The sequence below is a fragment of the Nocardia sp. NPDC058705 genome, assembly GCF_042749305.1.
GTDB lineage: Bacteria > Actinomycetota > Actinomycetes > Mycobacteriales > Mycobacteriaceae > Nocardia.
In genome coordinates this window covers 288,345-307,835 of sequence record NZ_JBHYRN010000003.1, presented here as the reverse complement: position 1 = coordinate 307,835, position 19,491 = coordinate 288,345, and the positions used below count along the sequence as shown (strand labels likewise).

The 19,491-nt window shown below is 69.4% G+C and carries 12 protein-coding genes; 4 read left to right on the top strand and 8 right to left on the bottom strand.

Annotated features, from left to right (window positions below; translation table 11 throughout):
- Positions 1–10 precede the first annotated feature (10 nt).
- Genes ACFW6D_RS06885 through ACFW6D_RS06870 form a run of 4 tightly spaced genes read left to right on the top strand, consistent with a single transcriptional unit; the run spans position 11 to position 3,992 of the window.
- Positions 11–1,378 (top strand): ABC transporter substrate-binding protein, encoded by a 1,368-nt coding sequence (locus tag ACFW6D_RS06885; RefSeq protein WP_379325532.1) that lies wholly within the window; start codon positions 11–13, stop codon positions 1,376–1,378.
- A complete protein-coding gene (locus ACFW6D_RS06880) occupies positions 1,378–2,235 on the top strand; it encodes a metallophosphoesterase (protein ID WP_379230788.1) in 858 nt (285 codons plus the stop codon). Before ACFW6D_RS06885 ends, ACFW6D_RS06880 begins: the two co-directional genes overlap by 1 nt.
- Before the next feature lies 1 nt (position 2,236).
- Positions 2,237–3,190, top strand: a complete 954-nt coding sequence (locus ACFW6D_RS06875; protein WP_379230790.1) for a carbohydrate ABC transporter permease — start codon at positions 2,237–2,239, stop codon at positions 3,188–3,190.
- Positions 3,180–3,992 (top strand): carbohydrate ABC transporter permease, encoded by an 813-nt coding sequence (locus tag ACFW6D_RS06870; protein WP_379230792.1) that lies wholly within the window; start codon positions 3,180–3,182, stop codon positions 3,990–3,992. Before ACFW6D_RS06875 ends, ACFW6D_RS06870 begins: the two co-directional genes overlap by 11 nt.
- 63 nt (positions 3,993–4,055) lie before the next feature.
- On the opposite strand, the gene ACFW6D_RS06865 is transcribed toward ACFW6D_RS06870, so the two are convergent.
- The 8 genes from ACFW6D_RS06865 to ACFW6D_RS06830 form a co-directional block, all read right to left on the bottom strand.
- Positions 4,056–5,624: a PfaD family polyunsaturated fatty acid/polyketide biosynthesis protein gene (locus ACFW6D_RS06865; protein WP_379325530.1), complete on the bottom strand. Its 1,569-nt coding sequence runs from the start codon at positions 5,622–5,624 to the stop codon at positions 4,056–4,058.
- A complete protein-coding gene (locus ACFW6D_RS06860; protein WP_379325528.1) occupies positions 5,624–7,612 on the bottom strand; it encodes a beta-ketoacyl synthase in 1,989 nt (662 codons plus the stop codon). The genes ACFW6D_RS06865 and ACFW6D_RS06860 overlap by 1 nt, the downstream gene beginning before the upstream one ends.
- Positions 7,609–13,965 (bottom strand): beta-ketoacyl synthase N-terminal-like domain-containing protein, encoded by a 6,357-nt coding sequence (locus tag ACFW6D_RS06855; RefSeq protein WP_379325526.1) that lies wholly within the window; start codon positions 13,963–13,965, stop codon positions 7,609–7,611. The genes ACFW6D_RS06860 and ACFW6D_RS06855 overlap by 4 nt, the downstream gene beginning before the upstream one ends.
- Before the next feature lie 12 nt (positions 13,966–13,977).
- Positions 13,978–14,586 carry an SGNH/GDSL hydrolase family protein gene (locus ACFW6D_RS06850; protein WP_379325524.1) on the bottom strand — a complete coding sequence of 203 codons (609 nt, stop codon included), beginning with the start codon at positions 14,584–14,586 and terminating at the stop codon, positions 13,978–13,980.
- Positions 14,583–15,836 carry an NAD(P)/FAD-dependent oxidoreductase gene (locus ACFW6D_RS06845; RefSeq protein ID WP_379325522.1) on the bottom strand — a complete coding sequence of 418 codons (1,254 nt, stop codon included), beginning with the start codon at positions 15,834–15,836 and terminating at the stop codon, positions 14,583–14,585. The genes ACFW6D_RS06850 and ACFW6D_RS06845 overlap by 4 nt, the downstream gene beginning before the upstream one ends.
- A gap of 141 nt (positions 15,837–15,977) precedes the next feature.
- Complete coding sequence (locus tag ACFW6D_RS06840; protein WP_379325520.1) at positions 15,978–17,642, bottom strand: AMP-dependent synthetase/ligase; 1,665 nt, start codon at positions 17,640–17,642, stop codon at positions 15,978–15,980.
- Between the two features lie 87 nt (positions 17,643–17,729).
- Positions 17,730–18,653 (bottom strand): LysR family transcriptional regulator, encoded by a 924-nt coding sequence (locus ACFW6D_RS06835; RefSeq protein ID WP_379325518.1) that lies wholly within the window; start codon positions 18,651–18,653, stop codon positions 17,730–17,732.
- Between the two features lie 116 nt (positions 18,654–18,769).
- Positions 18,770–19,441: an O-methyltransferase gene (locus ACFW6D_RS06830; protein WP_379325516.1), complete on the bottom strand. Its 672-nt coding sequence runs from the start codon at positions 19,439–19,441 to the stop codon at positions 18,770–18,772.
- Between the last annotated feature and the right edge of the window lie 50 nt (positions 19,442–19,491).

The following is a 19,491-nucleotide window of genomic DNA, read 5'->3' as shown; positions in this document are numbered from 1 at the left end:
GAGAACCATCATGAAACGCACCCTGCCCGTATTGGGCGTGGTGTTCACCACCGCCGTCGCGTTGAGCGGCTGCGGTCTGGGCGGCACCGTGTCCTCGGACACCACCTCCACCGCGCAGATTCCCGAACTGACGCCCGACCAGCAGGTCTCGATCACCTTCGAGTCCTACAACTACGGCATCGCCGGCGCCTGGACCGACACGTTCAACGGGTTGATCGCCGACTTCGGTAAGAAGCATCCCAACATCAAGGTCACCGCGCAGAAGCCGCAGGGCAACAGCCCGAACCCGGCCACCGACACCATCTCCAGCATCCAGAACCAGATGGTCGCGGGCACCCCGCCCGACGTCGCCCAGCTCGGCTTCAGCGACCTGGACTTCACCGTGAACCAGCTGCAGGCCAAGCCGCTCGACACCCTGGTCGGCAAGCAGGAGGTGGACCGCAACTTCGACGGCCGCCACGCCTACGCCCCTCGCGCCCGCGTCCTCGACGACTGGAACGGCCACACCTACGGCGTGCCGTTCGTGTTCTCCACCCCGGTGCTGTACCTGAACGCGTCGCTGTTCACCGAAGCCGGTCTGGATCCGGCCGACCCGCCCGCCACCTGGGCAGAGGTCGCGACCGCGTCGAAGCAGATCGCCGACCGCACCGGTAAGGGCGGGGTGTACATCGACTGCCTGACCAAGACCGCCAAGGACTGGTGCTTCCAGTCGATGGTGCGTTCCAACGGTGGCCGGGTCATCTCCGCGGACCGCCGCACCCTCAGTTACGCCGACGCCCCCGCCGTCGAGGTGGTCACGATGGCGCAGAACCTGGTGAACACCGGCAGCATGCCCAAGCTCAACCAGAAGCAGGGGTACGAGGCGTTCGGGCGTGGCGAGGTCGGCATGATCCTCGAGACCAGCGCCATCCAGGGCACCTTCGTCGCGGGCGCCAAGGACAAGTGGGATCTGCGCTCGGCGCCGATGCCCTCGTTCGGCGACAAACCGACCGTGCCGACCAATTCCGGTGCGGGCCTGCACATTCTGTCCAACGATCCCGCCAAGCAGCGGGCCTCGTGGGAGCTGATCAAGTTCCTCACCAGCGAGGAGTCCTACATCAAGATCTCGCAGAACATCGGCTACCTGCCGCTGCGTACCGGGCTGCTCGAACAGCCCGACGGTCTGAAGAACTGGGCCGACAAGAACCCGCTGCTGAAGCCGAACGTCGCCCAGCTGGGCAACATGGAGCCCTGGGTCTCCATGCCGGGCAACAGTTACCTGCAGATGCGCGACGGCATGATGGACGCGGTCGAGGCGGCCGTGTTCCAGGGCAAGGATCCCCAGTCCACCCTCTCCGCCGCGCAGGCCGAGGGCGCCAAGCTCGTACCGGCGGCATGATGAGCGATCTCACCATCGTCCAGCTCACCGACACCCACCTGCGCCCGGTCGGCGAGCTCGTCCACGGTGTCGTCGACACCGACGCGAACCTCGCGCGGGTGCTCACCCACCTGCGCGAGGCCGGGCAGCGGGTCGACGCCCTGGTGCTCTCGGGTGACCTCTCCGACAACGGGTCACCCGAGGCGTACCGGCGGCTGCGTGCCGCCGTCGAGCCGGTCGCGGCCGAGCTCGGTGCCGAGATCGTCTATGTCATGGGCAATCACGACGAGCGCGCGGCCTTCGGCGAGGAATTGCTCGACCTGCCCGCGGGCTCGGTGGACACCGCGCTGCCGCACGATTCGGTGCGCGAGGTCGCCGGCGTGCGCATCATCGCGCTCGACAGCACGACGCCGATGCGCCACGAAGGCAGGCTCGAACTCGATCAACTGGCCTGGCTGACCGAGCAACTGCGCACGCCCGCCCCGCGCGGCACCGTGCTCGTACTGCACCACCCGCCGCTGCCCTCACCCGTGCTCGCCGCCGACCTCCTCAAACTCGAGGACGCCGACCGGTTGGCGCAGGTGCTCGACGGCACCGATGTCCGGATGATCCTGTGCGGGCACAACCACCTCACCGGTGCCGGGGCAGTGGCGGGGATCCCGGTGTGGATCGGTCCGGCGCTGTCGTACCGGCTCGATCCGATGGCTCCTGCGGGCAGACACCGCGGGCACACCGGATTCGGGTACAGCCGCATCGATCTCGTCGGAGAGACCGTACTTGCCACCGCGATCGAGGCCACCCCGGCCACGCCGATCTACGATCGGCCCGAGTCCGAGGTGCTCGAGCAGCTCGCGGCGATCGCCGCACGGACGCGGTGACATGTTCGTCATCGACGACAGGCAGGACCCGGCGCAGGTGGCGATCATCGCCCCTGCGCCGGGTCCGCGCCGGTTCACCCGCCGCAAGGCCGCCCGGCTCCTCGCGCCCTACCTCTATCTCGCGCCCGCCCTGTTCCTACTCGTGGTGTGGACCTATCAACCGCTGGTGCAGGCCGTGCAGCTGTCCACCTACTCGTGGAATCTGCTGCCGACCGCACCGATGAAGCCGGTCGGCACCGCCAATTACGCTCGGCTGCTGGATCTTCCGGCGTTCTGGGGTTCGCTGGGCCGCACCGCCACCCTGATCCTGGGCCTGCTGCCGTTCACGGTGCTGTTGCCGGTGCTGATCGCGCTGGCGAGCAGGCGGGTGCACGGGCGGGCCCGCACCTTCTATCAGGCGCTGGTGTTCGCGCCGTTCCTCGTCGCGCCCGTCGCGGCGGCGGCGGTGTGGCGGTGGCTGCTGCATCCGGGGTCGGGATTCGTCGATCAATTGCTCGGCACCGGCCACAACTGGGTCTACGACACCTCCACCTCCCAGGCCGTGATCATCGTGATCACCGGCTGGCAGCTGCTCGGTTTCGCCGTGCTGGTGGTGTGGGCGGGCCTGGCGGGAATCAGTGGCGACTACAGCGAGGCCGCCTCGGTCGACGGGGCGACACCCGGTCAGATCCGGCGCTGGATCACGCTGCCGCTGCTCTCGCCCACGCTGCTGTTCCTGGTGCTCACCACCGTCCTGCTCAGTCCCACCCTGTCGTTCCCGCTGATCGACTCGATGACCCAGGGCGGGCCCTCACAGTCAACGACCAACATCTACTACCTGCTCTGGGACTACGCGTTCCACAGCTTCGACGCAGGCCTGAGCGCGGCGGCGGGTGTGCTGTTGTTCGTCGGTTTCGGCGCGTTGGCCGCGGCGCTGGTCTGGATATCGGAAAAGGTTGCCGTTCATGATGATTGATCGTCTCCGCCTGGCGGGCAGCCACCTGCTGCTCGCCGGGACGGCGCTGGTGTGCGTGTTCCCCATCTACTGGCTGTTCGCGACGGCGCTGCGCAGGCCCGCCGACGTCACCTCGCTCTCGCCGCTGCCGTGGCCACTGTCGATCGACAACTACCTCGACGCGGCCCACAAGGTCGACGTCGCGGGCCTGATCGCCAACACGTTCTTCGTGGCGATCCTGTCGGCCGCCGGTCAGCTGCTGATCGCGCTGCTGGCCTCGTACGCGTTCGCGATGTACACCTTCCCGCTACAGCGGCTGATGTACCTGGCGTTCGTCGGTGTCTGGCTGGTGCCGTTCCAGGTCACCATGCTGCCCAACTACATCCTGCTCAACGAGCTCGGCCTGATCAACACGCTCATCGGCTGTGTCGTGCCGACCCTGTGCTCGGCACTGGGCGTGCTCCTGTTGCGCCAGCACATGAACGCCTTCCCGAAGGAACTGATCGCGGCCGCGAAGATGGACGGCCGTTCTTCGTGGGCCATCCTGTGGACCGTGGTCGTGCCGAACCTGCGCCCCGCCCTGGCCGCCCTCGGCATCCTGCTGTTCATCAACGCCTGGAACGAATACTTCTGGCCCGCGGTGGTGCTGCGTCAGTCCAACGATGTCCTGCAGTTGGGCCTGCGCAGCTTCATGGGCACCGAGGGCGATCAGTGGGGGCCGATGATGGCGCTGGCCAGCCTGGCCTGCCTACCGGTGCTGCTGCTGTATCTGGTGCTCCAACGTCACATCGTCAACGCGTTCGTCCGCTCGGGACTCAAGTGAAAGATCCCCTCCACCAGTTCGGTGGAGGGGATCTTCGCTGTGTGCGTGCGGCCACGGTGGTGGCTATCGGGTCTCCAACGGACGTGGGACATAGCGGGCGCAGGCCGCGGGCAACCGGACGCCCGCGGCGCGCAGACCGGCGACGCGGGTGAGGTAGGCGGCGCCGAACATCAGCTGCCCCGCGATGTCGGCGACGGCGCGGTTGTCCGGCGCGGCCAGGTAGGTGCCCGCCGTCCAGGTGTTGAAGGCGCCCATCGCGGGCCCGCACCAGATCTGGTAGTCGGCGACCCGATCTGCCTCGCCACGAATGCTCCACCCCGAGGACAGCCCGAGGTACCAGCGAAACACCAAGGCCATCTTCGCTTTCGGGTCCCGTTCGGCGCCGACGAGCTGAGCCGGATCGCGTTCGGTGAAGTACCGGACGCACTCGGCCCACACCTCGTCGAGCGGCCTGCGGAACAGCGTGGACTCGAGCTCGGCCCGCAGTGTCGCCGGCAGCGCGTCGAGTCCGTCGTAGGCGCGGTAGGTGTCGTAGAGCCGCTGGGCGCGAGCCGCGAACATGGTGCCCCGGCGCAGCACCTGCACCTGCACACCGAGTTCGAACATGTCCGACGACGGCGACATGGCGCAATCGGCGAACTCGGCGCGGGCCAGCAGGGTCTTGGTCGCCGCGCACTGCGCCGCCTCCATGGCCGCCTGGTTCACCGAGCCGGTCACCACGTAGGCCGCGCCCAGCCCGAAGGCCGCCGCGACCGCGTCGGGGGTACCGAGACCGCCCGCCGCGCCGACCCGGACCTGGCTCGCACCGGGGATCGACGCGGCGAGACGGTCGCGGGCCGCGATCAGTTCCGGCAGCAGGACCGTGAGCGGCCTGCGGTCGGTGTGCCCGCCCGAGTCCGCCTCGGCGGTGATGTCGTCGGCCATCGGGACCCGCTCGGCGAGCCGGGCCTGCTCCTCGGTGATCCGGCCCGCCGCGACGAGTTCGCGCAGCAGCCGGATCGGCGCGGGGCGCAGGAACAACTCGGCCACCTCGACGCGAGAGACCTTGGCGATCACCCGGTTCCGTCGTTCGATGGCGCCGTGCCGGTCGGCCACGAGCCCGGCGGCCCGGTAGCGCACCACCTCGGCGGTGAGGTCCATGAAGGCCGAGGCTTCGACGCAGCGCACGTCGTGGCGCAGGCAGGCATCGACGATGGCGCGTTCGAGCGCCGGCTCGCTGGGGCTGTGGATGAGGTTGCACGCGAACGGCTGTGTGCCCAATTCCCCGGCCAGCTCGGCCAGTGCCGCCTCGACAGTGCCCGGCGCGACACCCGCGGCGCCGTACGCGGCCAGATAGCCGTTGTGCGCCATGGCTTTCACTAGTGCGGGCGAGGCGATACCGTTGGCCATCGCCCCGGCGGCATAGGCCGCCCGGACACCGTGTGCGGCACGGAAGGCGCTGTCGCCCAAGCGTTGTGGCGGCAGTGGCCCGACGGCCGCGAGGACCTGGGCACGGCCCGCGATCGTCTCGTCGGCGGTGGCGCCGACGACACCGTCGGCCCGCACGATCCAGCACGGGGAGTCCAGATCGAGCAGCAGTGCGGTGATCTCCTCGACGGTGGTCGCCACCGCCGCGGTGCGCAACATGGTCATCACGGCATCCGATCCACGAGTTCGACGGCCAGATCGGTCACTTCGTAGATCCGCAGGCCCGGCTTCCACAGCGAGCCGTCCACCACGGCGGTCACCCCGTGTGGACCCCGGCGCAGCGCCTTGATGTGCGCCTCCAGTTCGACGGTGCCGTCGGTGGGCAGGAACTGACCGCGGTAGCGCCAGCTGAACGGGATGTCGGCCGGGATACGGAATACCGGGTCGGTCATGCCCGCGGCGTGGCCCGCATCGATGAGCCATTCCTGGACGGCGTGGATCACCGATTCGACGCCGAGTGAGCCGGGGATCACCGGGTCGAGGTGGAAGTGTCGGGTAAGGAACCAGTCGTCGGGGTCGATGGCGCGCAGCGAATGCAGGTATCCCGCACCGTGTTCCCCGCCGCCGTCGACCACATCCACCCGGTCGATCAGGGTCAAGGTGTCGCGCGAGCACAGCGGCGCGTTCGGGTCGGCGCGCCGGGCGGCCACGTCGATCGTCCTGACCTGTGCGCGCGGGTTCTCGGCCAGCCAGGACGGGGCGGGACGACCCGCGTCGAGGCCGGTCTGGTTGGCGAGGGCCTCGTCGCTGAAGTAGCCGAACATGGTCTCGCCCGCGTAGAACGGTTCGCCGTCGACGCGGAGGGTGTAATCGAAGGTCTGCAACGAGGATCCGGGCAGGATCGTCGTCGACAGCATCCGGGAGGACTGTTCGATCGTGCGGTCGCGCAGGTCCACCTGGCGCAGCACCGTCGCTGTGCCGCCGAGATTGCGCAGGCTCAGGGTGGTGCCGGGCTGGGTGAGGGTCGGCCCGGCGTAGTAGCCCATGAGCAGCGCCGCCTGCAGCGAGGTCTCCATGTAGACGAAATGCGGCATGGACTCGTTGGCCGTGTCGGCGTAGTACCAGGAGTCGGCGGGCGAGTCGTATTCGGTGGTGTAGGACGCGGAGTCGAATGTGCCGCGCGCACCGTCGAAGTCGCGGACGCGGTCGACCAGGAGCAAGCCACCGGTGGGCAGGCGGGTCGCGCGGACGCCGGTGTAGTCCGCGAACTCCGGGCCCATCGCGATCGCCTGGTCGCCGCGAGCAAGGTGGGTCATGTGGAACTCGTTGAGCAGCAGGCCGGGTACCGCCTCGCCGGGGCCGACACCCGTGCCGGCCGGTTCGGTGACCGTGACCTCGACGGCCACGCTCGGCTCACCACCGGAGAAGCTGACGGTGCCGGTGACATGCGGGCGGGGAACGAGATCCAGGCCGGTGACGACGAACTCCAGGGTGCCCCGGGGCGCACTGGTGAAGGCAGTGGCGGACCCGGTCACGACCGGGGAGGCCGCGGTCAACGTGCTGCCCGACAGGCACAGGTGCATGCCGGTGAACAGCGCGAAGACCTCTGCTGCCTGCCGGGCGGCCACGCCGGGCGCACCCTCGTAGCGGGCGACCACGCGGCCGTCGCCCTTCCCGCCGTAAAGCTCGATCAGCTCGATCTCGGTGAGCACCAGTGGTTCTCCGGCGGCGAGGCGCACAGCCACCTCGACCCCGTCGCGCCGATAGGCGGGACCGAAGACCGTCGTGATCGCGCCCTCGGCCAGCAGCGCCAGCGCCGCCAGGTCGAGATGGGTGCGGCCGGTGCGCGCCAAGGGCTTGAACGCCCCTTCTCGCGCTGCCGCCGCGGGGGCCCTTTCGATCGGCCCGGTGGTGGAAGCGTCGTCTCGGGCCGTCGACGAACCAATCGCCCGTGTCCACAGTGCGCGCTGCATGGCGACCTGTGCGGCGAGGACGGCGCGGTGCGCGGTGACGACTCCGGTGCGCAGTTCCGCAATCGGGCTCGGCACCGAATCTGTCACTGCTGCACCGGAGTACAGCCCGTCCGCTGTGGTGGGCGCAGGCTGCACTGCCTGCGCGGTGGACGTTGTGGGCGGCTCGGCCTGCGCCAGGGTTCGCGCGGGGGACGCACCGACCGGGTCGAAGGCGATGCCGTCGAAATCGAGGACTGTCATCGGGTCCACTCCCTCACCGAGGTCTGGAACTTCTCCGTCAGATCGGGCGTCGTGAGAACGGTGACGTCCGAGAAGTGCTGCAGCACTGTGCCGTCGGTGGCCAGTGCGGTGGCGTCGATGCGGGCTTCGAGCCGCCCGGCGCGCGGGTTGTCGACCACGAGGACGAACGGTTCGGTCCTCGGGAGCGGGTGGTGGTAGTCGATCCGGCCGACGCCCAGGGGCAGGCAGGCCGCGCCGAGCAGGCGGTGGCCGAGAACGGGCGGACCCTGCAGGATCAGGTCGGCGGCGACCGGATCGTGCAGACGGCCCGCGTACGCGCCGCCGGCCACGGGGTCGGTGGGCAGGAAGCACTCGAGAACGATCATGCTGTCGCTCTCGGACCTGATGGTGCGCAGGCCTTGCAACGCGGGCGCGTGGAACTGGATGGCGTCGGTGTAGATCCGCTCGGCGCCGGTGCCCGGACCGGCCACGATCGACTGTGTACCTGCCTGCTCGGGGCCTGCGGCGAGCAACAGGGTCGCCCGGAAGTGCGCCGCCTTGTCACCGAACACGGTGGCGCGCAGTGCGGTCCGTCCGTCGATGTCGGCGACGGGTTCGAGCTCGATCTCCAGCGCGGTGACCGGATGATCGAAGACGAGCCCCTTGAGTACCTGATAGTCGCGAACGCCGATCACGGTGCGGCCCGGGCGAGTTCGCTCCGCGATATTGATCATCGCGCCGAGACCGAAGGTGGCGGGCAGCACGATATGCTCGCCGATCCGGTGCGCGGCGATCACGGGTTCGTCGACCAGGCCGGTGACATCGCGCCGGGCGCGCACCCGTGCGACGGGACGTTCGCCCGTCGACAGCGCGGTCGCGGCGCCTACCAGCAGCACCGGTTCCGATCGGCGGTCCTCGGTGAACTGCGTCGTGAACGCGGCGGCGCCCGCGGCGGGGGCCAGCAGCGGAATGCCTCGGTCCCGGAAGTGCTCGCGCAGTTCGGCCGTCACCATGCCGCCGTCCCAGGCGCCCCAGTCGATCGCCGTGACGCGATGGCCGGGGTGCCTGCGCCGCCAGCTCACCGCGAACCGGCACAGAGCCTCGTTCGCGGCGGCGTAGTCGGCCTGTCCGGTGTTGCCGAACAGCCCGGCCACCGAGGTGAACAGCACCAGGTCCGTGGGCTCCCCCACCGCGGCCAGGACGGCGGCGAGACCGCCGAGCTTGGGCCGCAGGACCCGTCCGATCGAGTCCGCGGTCTTGTCCGGGATCAGGGAGTCGGCCAGCACACCCGCGCCGTGCACGACACCGGTGATGGTCTCGCGCCACGGTGCGATCGCCTCGGCGAGCGCGGCCGCGTCGGTGGCGTCGACGGCCAGGTAGTCGGCACGATCACCGAGAGTGGCCAGGGTGGAACGGATTTCACGGACCGCGCGGATCTCGCCGCACGCCCGATCGATGTCCTTCGGCTTCACCCCGGTCCCGGCCAGTGCGCGCACCGCCGCCGGCTTGAGGTCACCCTCGGCGATGCCGACTGCCCAGTCCGGTTCGTCGGTGAGCTGGGTTCGTCCGAGTAGGACGAATCGTGCCGGGCTGTGTTCGGCGAGGGCGAGCACACAGGTGGCGGTGACACCCCTCGCACCGCCGGTCACCAGCAGCACGTCGTCCTCGGTCAGCACCGTTGGCGCGAGTGTCGTTGCCGCGCTGACGATCTCGGTGGTGACGGCGTCGCCGTGCCTGCTCGGCACCGGGGTGCGCCGCTGTCCCGATCCGTCGACGCCGACCTCGATGGTGTCGACGGCCGCGTCGCACAGCTCTTCGAGCACGATCTGCGCCACCCGCCCCGGCGTCGCCGCCGCAGCGATGTCGAGGGCGCGGCAGAACAGCGCGGGCTCCTCGGCCGCCAGGGTCTTCACCAGGCCACCGAGGCCGCCGAGCAGGGCAGGCACCGGATCGGCGTCACCGAGCAGACCTAGGTGCCCGTCGAGCCGGGTGACGGTGACGAAGCCGGCGCGGTCGGTCGCTGCGCGCAGAGCGGGCACCACCCGACCGGTGAGCAGGATCGCCTCGGTCAGGATGCGCTCTGCCTGAGCCCATTCCGAGGCGACACCGGCCACGACCACACAGATGTCCGCGGAGCCGGACACGGCCTCGGCGGGACCTACCCGCTGCACCGTCCAGCTGCGTTCGCGCAGTGTCTCCTCGATCGCCTCGGTATCGGTCTCGGCCGAGGGATCGAGGCAGACCACCAGCGCGCGGCCTGCCAGGCGATACGGATCGACCGCCAGGTCGACCGGTGCCAGCTCGACGAGTTCGACGACGTGCCGCGGCGTTTCGGCCGCGGCCTCAGCTTTTGGGTGGACATCACCCCCGGCCAGCTCGTCCACGATCTGATCCAATGATCGCAGGGTGCCGAGCTGTTCGGGGCCGAGACTGGGTAGGTTCGGAAACCGTTCCTGCAGCGCACCGATCACCTGGACCCGCTTGATCGAGTCCACGCCCAGATCCGCTTCCAGATCCATTGTCGGATCGACCATCTCGACCGGGTAGCCGGTTTTTTCGGCGACGACTTCGCGCAACGCCTGGCGCAGGGTGTCGGCGGTCGCGGCGCCGTCGGCCGGGGCGGCCTCGGCGGTGGTGGGCGCGGCTGCGACGGTGGCAGGTGCGGTGGCGCTGTCCGCCTCGACGAGCAGGTCCGCGATCTGGTCCAGCGTGCGCAGGGTGCCCAGCTGCTCGGGACCGAGGCTGGGTAGCGAGGGGAAGCGTTCCTGCAGTGCGCCGATGACCTGCACGCGCTTGATCGAGTCGACGCCGAGGTCGGCTTCCAGGTCCATGGTGGGGTCGACCATCTCGACCGGGTAGCCGGTCTTGTCGGCCACCACCTCGCGCAGCGCGGCGCGGATCGCGTCACCGGTGATCGCGCCGTCGGCGGCCGCGCCGGAGGTGACTGTCTGCGGTGCGGTGTCAGCGTGCTGAGCCGTTGCCGGAACTGCCACGGGGGCAGCACCATTCGCCGCGGGAGCGACCGGGGCGGCATGCCCGTTGGTGGGCACGGGCTCCGGCGTAGGCGCCGGGGCGGCGATCACCGGCACAGCGGGCGCGGCGGTGATCGCCCGCGCGGCGGGCCGGGTAGCGGTCACGGTGCGGGTGCCCGTCAGCGGCGCACCGCCCTCGAGCTCGGCGAGCTGAGCGAGCACATCGCTTGCCCGCGAGTGGCTTTCGCTGATCGCGATGCCGTGGTCCTTCACCGCTTCGATGGCGCGCAGGGTGTTCTCGTCGAGCGTGCCGCTGCTCAGCGCTCCCGCCAGGCCACGGGCCAGGTCGAGCTGGCCGTCCAGGTACTGCCGGTGGGTGTCGAGGTGCTGCACCAGGGCGGTGTCGAGCGAGTCGCTCGTCCGGTACTCGGACGAGCCGGGGGCGGGGATGGTCACGAGCTGTTCCTCCACGGGCGGGGCTACCACCGGTTGTGGCGCCGCGAACGAGTGCGGCGCGGCTGTTGATACGGGGACCGGGGCAACGGCGGCTCCGGGTTCGACGGCCACCGCGGGTACGGCGAGCTGGACGCGGTAGTCCCCGGCCAGCGCTTCGGTGTAGGCCCTGCGGCGACTGTCGGGCACGTATTCCGGCGCCGACAGAGTCACCGTCATCCGGTTCGCGGTCGGAACGGCCCGGTGGGGTTCGGGCGCGGCATGACGGTTGATCCCCGCGATCTCGACACCGAGCACGGCCAGGCGCACCGCGGCGCGCTTGAGCGCCACGTCGCCGTTGCCGATGGGGCCGGAGTCGGTGGCGAAGGCGATCACGTCGTCGCCGAGGGTGCGCCGCACCAGCGAGGTCAGCACCTGCTTCGGACCGCATTCGACGAAGACGGTGCACCCGTCGGCGTGCATGGCCCGCAGCGCGTCGACGAACTCGACGGGGTGGCGCAACTGCGCTGTCAGCGTCGCCCGGTTGGCGGCGACGTCGGCGCCGTAGGACGCGCCCGCGGTGTCGGCGTACACCGGCACCGTCGGCTCGATGATGTCGACTTCGGCGACCGCGGCGCCGAAGTCGGTGACGGCGTGGGCGACGTAGGGCGTGTGGAAAGCGGCAGCCACCGGCAGATCCCTGGTGGTCCAACCCTTTTCGGCGCTGCGCGCGGCGAAGGCGGCGATGCCGTCCGGCCCGCCGCCGACCACGATCTGATCCGGGGCGTTGTGGTTGCAGATCCACACGTCGTCGAGATCGGCGATGACCTCGGCGACGTCCTCGCGCGTCGCGTTGACGGCCACCATGGTGCCCGCCTCGACCCCGTCGGCCACGGTCATCGCCGCGCCGCGCGCCCGGGCCAGGGTGTAGAAGTCCTCGGTGCTCATCGCACCCGAGGCCCACAGCGCCGTCAGTTCGCCGAAGCTGTGGCCGAGTAGACCGTGCGCGCGCAGCCCGAACTCGGTGAGAACCCGGAACTGTCCGGCCGCGAGCGCGCCGATCGCGGGCTGGGCGAATTCGGTCCGCCGCAGGGCCGATTCCTGGTCCGCGCGAACCTGTTCGGTGAACGCGGGCGGCGGAAAGACCACCGCGCCCAGACGCTGGGGCGCGCCGACGAAAGCCGCGTTGGCCGCGTCGAAGGCAGCGCCGACGGGCGGGTTGTTCAGCACGGTGTCCAGGCCCATGTCCACGTACTGACTGCCCTGACCGGCGAACAGCACGCCGACCCGCACCGCGGGCAGCGCCGCGGCGCGGAAGTAGACGCCTTCGGGGTGATCCCAGTGCGCCGCATCGGGATTGCGCACCATCTCGTCCACCGCCAGCGTGCGCAGGTCGGCCGCGGTTTCCTCGTCGACGGCGACGAAACCGATCCGGGCATGGCCTGCCGGGATGTCGGCGCCGTCGGTGCCCTCGGTGCTGCGGACCACGTCGATCAACCCCGCCACGTCCGGCGCGTGCCACAGGTGCGCGCGGGGCACGCGGTGCAGAATCTGCCCGCGCTCGCCGTCGGCCTCCTCGAGCACGAGGTGGAAGTTGGTGCCGCCGAAGCCCATTGCCGAGGCGGCCGCCCGACGGGCCGGGCGCTGCGGATCGCGCACCCACGGCCGGGTCCTGGTGTTGACATAGAACGGGGTCCGCGTGGCGTCGATCTCGTCGTTGGGCGCGTCGACATTGATCGTCGACGGCAGGATCTTCTGATGCAGGGCCAGCGCGAGTTTCATCACCCCCGCCGTGCCCGCGGCGCCCTTGGTGTGCCCGATCTGGGACTTCACGCTGCCGAGCGCGGCGAACCCGGTCTCCGAACTCGCCTCGGCCAGTAGGCCTTTGAGCGCGGTCAGCTCGGTCTTGTCACCGACCGCGGTGCCGGTGGCGTGCGCCTCGATCAGTTCGACATCGGCGGGCGAGCACTCGGCGTCGGCGTAGGCACGGTCGAGTGCGACCCGCTGCCCCTCGGCGCGGGGCGCGTAGATGCTCTTGGAACGGCCGTCGCTCGACGATCCGAGACCGCGGATCACGGCATAGATCCGGTTGCCGTCACGTCGGGCGTCGGCCAGCCTGCGCAGCGCGAGCATGGTGATGCCCTCGCCGAGCAGCGTGCCGTCGGCCTCGGCCGAGAACGGGCTGATCCGCCCGGTCGGCGACAGCGCGCCGACCTTGCTGAAGCACAGGTAGATGAAGATCGAGTTCTCGGTGTCGACGCCACCGGTGATCATCATGTCGGCGCGACCGTCCTGCAGTTCGGCGATCGCGGTGCGGATAGCGGCCAGCGACGCCGCGCACGCCGCGTCGACAGTGCAGTTGATGCCGCCGAGTCCGAGCCGGTTGGCCACCCGGCCTGCCACCACATTCGCGAGCAGACCTGGGAAGGAGTTCTCCTCCCACGGCGCGAACGCGGCGACGAACCGGCGCGAGATCTCCGCGACATCGCCCTCGGACAGGCCGACCGAACGGGCGGCCTGCTCGAGCACCGGAGTGGACAGGCGCGCGGCGAGCGGGTGCATCAGCGGCACCGGCCCGGTGGTGCCGAGCACCACGCCGGTGCGCGCGGGGTCGTACCACTGCGAGCCAGTCGCGCCCGCGTCGGCGAGCAGGTCACGCGCCACCCCCAGACTCAGGGTTTGCATGGTGCTGGTGACCTCGAGCTGGTTCGGCGGCAGGCCGAACTCCAGCGGATCGAAGTCGACCTCGGGCAGGAAAGCCCCACGGCGCGAATAGGTTTTGTCGGGCACCGACCGGTCGGGGTCGTAGTAGTCGTCCAAGCTCCAGCGCGACGCGGGCACCTCGGAGGTGCAGTCGACGCCGTCGATGATGTTCTGCCAGTATTCGCGGTGGGTGTGTGCCTTCGGCAGCAGACCCGACATCCCGACAATGGCGATCGGGTCGCGTGCCAGTCGTCGTTCGACGCTCACGAAAGGTTCCTCTCAGGCGGCAACGGTGGTGGCGGTGGCCGAGGCGATCAGTTCGGCCGCGGTGGCGGCGAACAGGCGGTGGCCTACCGGACTCGGATGCAGACCATCAGCGGTCCACATCTGCGCCGTGGCCCATTCGGGCCTGGCGGCGAGATCGAGCAGCAGTGTCCCGGTGTCGTCGGTGACCCGGGCGAGGACATCGTTGGCGGTAGCGAAACGCTCACGCAGCAGGGCGCGGAAACCGTCCGGCACGGGTAGGCGGGCGGGGATATCGGGATAGTTCGCCGTGAAGACGGTGGCTTCCCGAGCCCGCAGGGTGCTGAAGACGGTGTACAGGTTGTCGGCGAAACGATTCTCGTCATAGGCGCTGACCAGGTCGTTCACGCCGACAACCACACCGTAGAGGCCGGCCCGTGCCGACGACGTCGCCGCTGCGAGCTGGCTCGCGACGACATCGCCGGTCGTGGCGCCGTGGGTACCGAAGTTGTTGATCGCGGCGGGCCGCAGCCCGAGCTGACCGCCGAGGCGCGAGACCCAGCCCCGGTAGCCACCCGCCGCGGCGGGATCGCCACGACCCTCCACGAAGCTGTCCCCGAGCGCCGTCAGGCCGGCCGAGATCACGCCGGGACCGCCGCGGTGTTCACCACGTGCCGGTCGGCGACCGGGAAGTCGACCTCCTCGTAGAGCGCGCTGAGCTCGGCCTCACCGAAGAACTTGTCCGGCGGGTACAGGCCCGCGATCAGTCCGAAGAACTTCTTGGAGTAGTGCGGGCTCAGGCTCGCCGCGCGGAAGACCGAGTCGTAGTACGGGGTCAGGGTCAGTTCCGAGATCGACTGGGTCAGTTCGTAGGTGCTCGCGCTCTGGGCATCGCGCTCGCGCTGGTATTCCGGCATGGTCTGCTCGAACGGGCGTGCGCCCGAGAGGCTTTCGTGCACCAGGTCGGCCAGCAACTGGCTGTACTTGAACGCGTCGGTGATGCCCCAGCCGGTGAACGGGTCCTTGTGGTAGCCGGCGTCGCCGACCAGGGCCCAGCCGGGACCGAAGGACTGGCGGCGGTAGTTGTCCGGGTAGAGCATCGGCCGGAACGGCTCAACGCGCTTGCCGGTGTCGCGCAGGCGCGCGCCGATCTCCGGATCGATCTGGTCGACGATCTCCTGCACGCCCGCATCCGGGTCGGTGCGGAAGTCGCGGAACCGGTCGCGCTTGCGCATGACCGCGACCAGGGCGAGCCCGTCGTTGGTCGGCCAGGACGCGAACTGCTGCTCACCGAAACCGGTGCGGTGCTGCATGCCCCAGTCGACGCCCTCGTAGTAGGAGTAATAGATGAAGCAGGCGGCGGGCGAACCCTCGTAGGTCGCCGCGCCGACCTCCTTGGCGACGATCGAGTTGGCGCCGTCGGCCCCGATCACCAGCCCGGCCCGGAACTCCTGCTCCGGGCCGTCGCCGACGCGACCGCGGATGCCCGCCACCCGGTCGCCGTCGCGCAGCAGCCCGGTGACGGTGAAACCCTGGATCATCTCGGCGCCGGACTCGCCCGCCGCGTCGACCAGGATCTCGTCGAGCACGGTGCGGCGCGGGCAGTACACGGCGTCGATGCCGTCGGCCGACGGATCGGCCATGCCCGGAATCACGATGTCGGTGTAGCTGAAGTTCAGGTGGCGGATCGGCGGGCAGCCGGTGGCCACCACGGTGTCGAGCAGACCCCACGACTTCAGAAAGCCGAGACCGGCCTGGTGGATGTAGTGGGTGGACGGTGTGTCGCTGGGAAAGGTCGAACGATCCACGGCGAGCACCCGGTAACCCTGACGGGCCAGCAGCATGGCCAGGGGCGAGCCCGCGACCCGGGTTCCGACGACGATGACGTCATACATGATGTGATCACTTTCGCTGGTCGAATTCCGATTTCGAGTCTGTCGCCCATGTATTGCGCAAACCACTGCGGGCCACCGCAATTCATCGGCCGATCGCTCCCGGCTATCGTCGGCGGGAACGAGGGGGAATTTCGCGTCGCGTTACCCGCGCGACACGTAGAGCTGATTTATCTCGGCGGAAAAGGTTTCGGCGATCATGGCCCGCTTCAATTTCAACGACGACGTGAGCAGGCCGGCGTCGACAGTGAAATCGCCGTCGACGATGCAAAACGCACGAATGGATTCCGGGCGTGACACCAGTGAATTGGCGTCGTCGACGGCGGCCTGGACCACGGTGGCCGGGTCGTCGTCGGGGTTCTCGGCACGCCACTTCGCCAGGCGGTCGGCATCGAGGGTGATCAGCGCGGTCACGAACGGGCGGCCGTCACCGACCACCATGCAGTTGCTGACCAGTGGGTGCAGCCGCACCCGGTCCTCCAGCGGCGTCGGGGCGACGTTCTTGCCGCCGGAGGTCACCAGGATCTCCTTCTTGCGCCCGGTGATCCGCAGGTGACCGTCGACGAGTTCGCCGATGTCACCGGTGTGCAGCCAGCCGTCGTCGTCGACGGGAAGCTGATCGGCCGCCGCGCCCCAGTAGCCGGGCGAGACATGCGGACCGCGGACCAGCACCTCGCCGTCGGCGCCGATGCCGACCTCGGTGCCCGGGATCGGACGGCCGACGGTGCCGAGCCGATTGGTCGTCGGCGCGCTCACGGTGACCGCGGTGGCGGCCTCGGTCAGGCCGTAGCAGTTCAGGACGACAACGCCGAACCCGGCGTAGAAGCCCGCGGTGGTGTCGTCGAGCGAGGCGCCGCCGGAGATCACATACCGCAGCCGACCGCCGAACGCGGCCGACACGGCGTCGTCGGTCGCGGTGGGCGCAGCGCCGTCGGCCAGCAGGGCGAGGCCGCGCTCGACCGCGTCGGCTTCCTGCTCCTCGGTGAGCAGCGCGCGGGTGTGTTTGCGAATCTTCTCCAGCGCGTAGGGAATCAGCGCGAGGAAGGTCGGCCGCAGCCGGGCCAGCGCGGGCACCAGATCGGGCACACCGGGCAGTAGGTGGGTGCGGCTGCCGCCGTAGAGGCAGGCGAACAGGATCGTCTGGCCGAACACGTGCGACAACGGCAGCGCCAGCACCGTGGTGCCGTCGAACAGCGAGCCGGTCTGGCGGGAAGTGTTCGCGGCGGTGACGTACATGTTGCGGTGGCTGATCATGCAGCCCTTCGCCGGACCGGTGGTGCCGCTGGTGTAGACGATCATCGCCAGGTCGTCGGCGCCGACCGCCGCGATCCGCGCGTCGAGTTCCGGATGCTGCGCACCCTTGGCCCAGTCACCGATCTCGTCGAACGACCACACCTGCCCGCTCGCCCCCGCCGCGGTCAACCGGGCGGCGTCGTCGGCGGATTCGGCGGCGAAGAACCGGCTGCCGCTGTCGCGCAGGATGTGTTCGATCTGGGCGGCGGAGGAGGTCGGGTACACCGGCACGATCACGGCGCCGATCGCCATGGCCGCGCAGTCGAGCAGCGCCCATTCCAGGCTCGTGCGGCCGAGCACGGCCACGCGGTCGCCGGCGGCGACTGCGTGGTCGAGCAGTGTCGAGGCGAGTGCGCGGACCTGGGTGTCCAGCTCGCCGGTGGTCAGCTGCGTTCCGTCGGCGGCACACAGACTGTGGCGTGCGGGGTCACGTCGCGCCGCTTCGGAAACAATCGCGTAGAGACTGGAGGTATCGGATGGAACGAATCCGTTCGCGGTGACAGACACTGAGTTCACGAATTGAATTCTTCACGGCCACAACCATTCCCGTCGCGGCTGCCATCGCTGTTCCTACCGCGCGAAAGTCATGTCCTATCGACGATTTCACGCCGACAACGCACGTACATCCTCTATCTGTGCGGATTCGATGCATTCCAGGAACAGCGCCACGGCGGGATTCGCTTCCTCGGCACGCCACACCGCGTGCAAATCCAACGTCGGCACCGGGTCGAACAATTTCACGGCCACCGAACTGCTGCCTGGCACTCCCATTCCCATCGAAATCGCCCGCGGTAGCGAGGCGAACCCGACGAGGGAGCGGACCGAGACGATGTGCGCGGTGGCGCCCGGGTCGTCGGCCGAGTGGGTGACGTTGAGCGAGATCCTGGTCTCGGCCGCCGAACGCAGAATCGTGTCGTACATCGCCGGACACTGCTCGCGCGCGAACAACACGCAGTCCTGGCTCTGCAGTTCGGCGAACGGGACACCTGGCCGGTCCGCCCAGCGATGTCGTCGGCCGACGACAGCCACCAGCGGAACCCGATGCAGGAGACGGCGATAGCGGAAGTCCGCGGTACTGGGATGACCGTAGACCAGGGCCACGTCCAGTGATCCGTCGGCGAGACCGGCCAGCTGCGGGCCGGTTCGCTTCTCCCACAGCGAAACCACGATGTCGGGGTGGCGCTCGGTCATTCTGGTCAGCGCCTCCGGCAGCACATGTCTGCTGGCAGGCAGGTTGTATCCGATACTGAGACTGCCCGCACGACCTTCGGCGGTAGCCTTGGCCGCTTGGGCGGCACGGTCGAGCTGGGCGACGATTTGGCGGGCTTGGAGTTCGAACTCGCGTCCCGCCGGGGTCAGTCGCACCTCATGGGAGTTGCGGGCGACCAGTTGGACGCCCAGCGACTTCTCCAGCTTCTGCAGCTGGGCACTGAGACTTGGTTGGGTCAGATGGAGGCGCTGCGCTGCGCGACCGAAATGCAACTCTTCGGCGATGGTGATGAACGAAACGAGGTGTCGGAATTCCATGACGCCGGACTCCTTCCGAGTAACCATCACGCTAACCACGGCAGATAACCAGCGATGAATCCCAACTGCCAAGTAGCCGCCGTGCGCGTTGCCGGTGGGTGAACCCGTGCCGGTCCTCAGGATGCGGAGCCGTTGACCACCGCGTAGGCGAACCCGTCCCACCCTTTGGAGCCCACGGTCTGGATGACGGTGGCATCGACACTCGGTTCGGCGGCGAGCAGGTCGATCAGATCGCGGCTCGCCCTGGCATTCGGGTCCTCGGTCTGCTCGTCGGCCACCGAGCCCGCGCGCACCACGTTGTCGACGATGATCACCGACCCCGGGCGGGTCAACCGCAACGCCCACTGCACGTAATTGGAGTTGTTGACCTTGTCGGCGTCGATGAAGACCAGGTCGAACGGCTCGGTCAGATCCTCGGCTACCCCCGGCAACGTATCCAGGGCCGCCCCGACCAGAATCTCGACCCGCTCCCCCACCCCGGCCCGATCCAGATTCTCCCTGGCGACCTTGGCATGGCGAGGCTCGAATTCCAACGTGACAACGAGCCCGCCGTCCCCGACCGCCCGCGCCAACCACTCGGTGCTGTACCCGCCGAGCGTGCCGATCTCGAGCACCCGCCGCGCTTTCGCGGTGCGCGCCAACAGGTTCAGCAGTTTGCCCTGGGGCGGGGACACATCGATAGCGGGCAAACCCGCATCGGCGTTGGCAGCGAGCGCGGGCACCCCCTCGTCCCCCACCAGGGTGTTGACGATATAACTGTCGACATCGGCCCAATCGTTGGTCGTCATAGTCGCAGTCTGCCACCGACGGTCGGCGGATATCGGCTTGTCGAGTCGGG

What these genes read in the sequence shown, in the direction of transcription:
- ACFW6D_RS06860 (WP_379325528.1), bottom strand. Translation starts at nt 7,612, where the DNA reads ATGACAGTCCTCGATTTCGACGGCATCGCCTTCGACCCGGTCGGTGCG.
- ACFW6D_RS06835 (WP_379325518.1), bottom strand. Translation starts at nt 18,653, where the DNA reads ATGGAATTCCGACACCTCGTTTCGTTCATCACCATCGCCGAAGAGTTG.
- ACFW6D_RS06885 (WP_379325532.1), top strand. Translation starts at nt 11, where the DNA reads ATGAAACGCACCCTGCCCGTATTGGGCGTGGTGTTCACCACCGCCGTC.
- ACFW6D_RS06865 (WP_379325530.1), bottom strand. Translation starts at nt 5,624, where the DNA reads ATGACCATGTTGCGCACCGCGGCGGTGGCGACCACCGTCGAGGAGATC.
- ACFW6D_RS06875 (WP_379230790.1), top strand. Translation starts at nt 2,237, where the DNA reads ATGTTCGTCATCGACGACAGGCAGGACCCGGCGCAGGTGGCGATCATC.
- ACFW6D_RS06880 (WP_379230788.1), top strand. Translation starts at nt 1,378, where the DNA reads ATGAGCGATCTCACCATCGTCCAGCTCACCGACACCCACCTGCGCCCG.
- ACFW6D_RS06830 (WP_379325516.1), bottom strand. Translation starts at nt 19,441, where the DNA reads ATGACGACCAACGATTGGGCCGATGTCGACAGTTATATCGTCAACACC.
- ACFW6D_RS06845 (WP_379325522.1), bottom strand. Translation starts at nt 15,836, where the DNA reads ATGTATGACGTCATCGTCGTCGGAACCCGGGTCGCGGGCTCGCCCCTG.
- ACFW6D_RS06870 (WP_379230792.1), top strand. Translation starts at nt 3,180, where the DNA reads ATGATGATTGATCGTCTCCGCCTGGCGGGCAGCCACCTGCTGCTCGCC.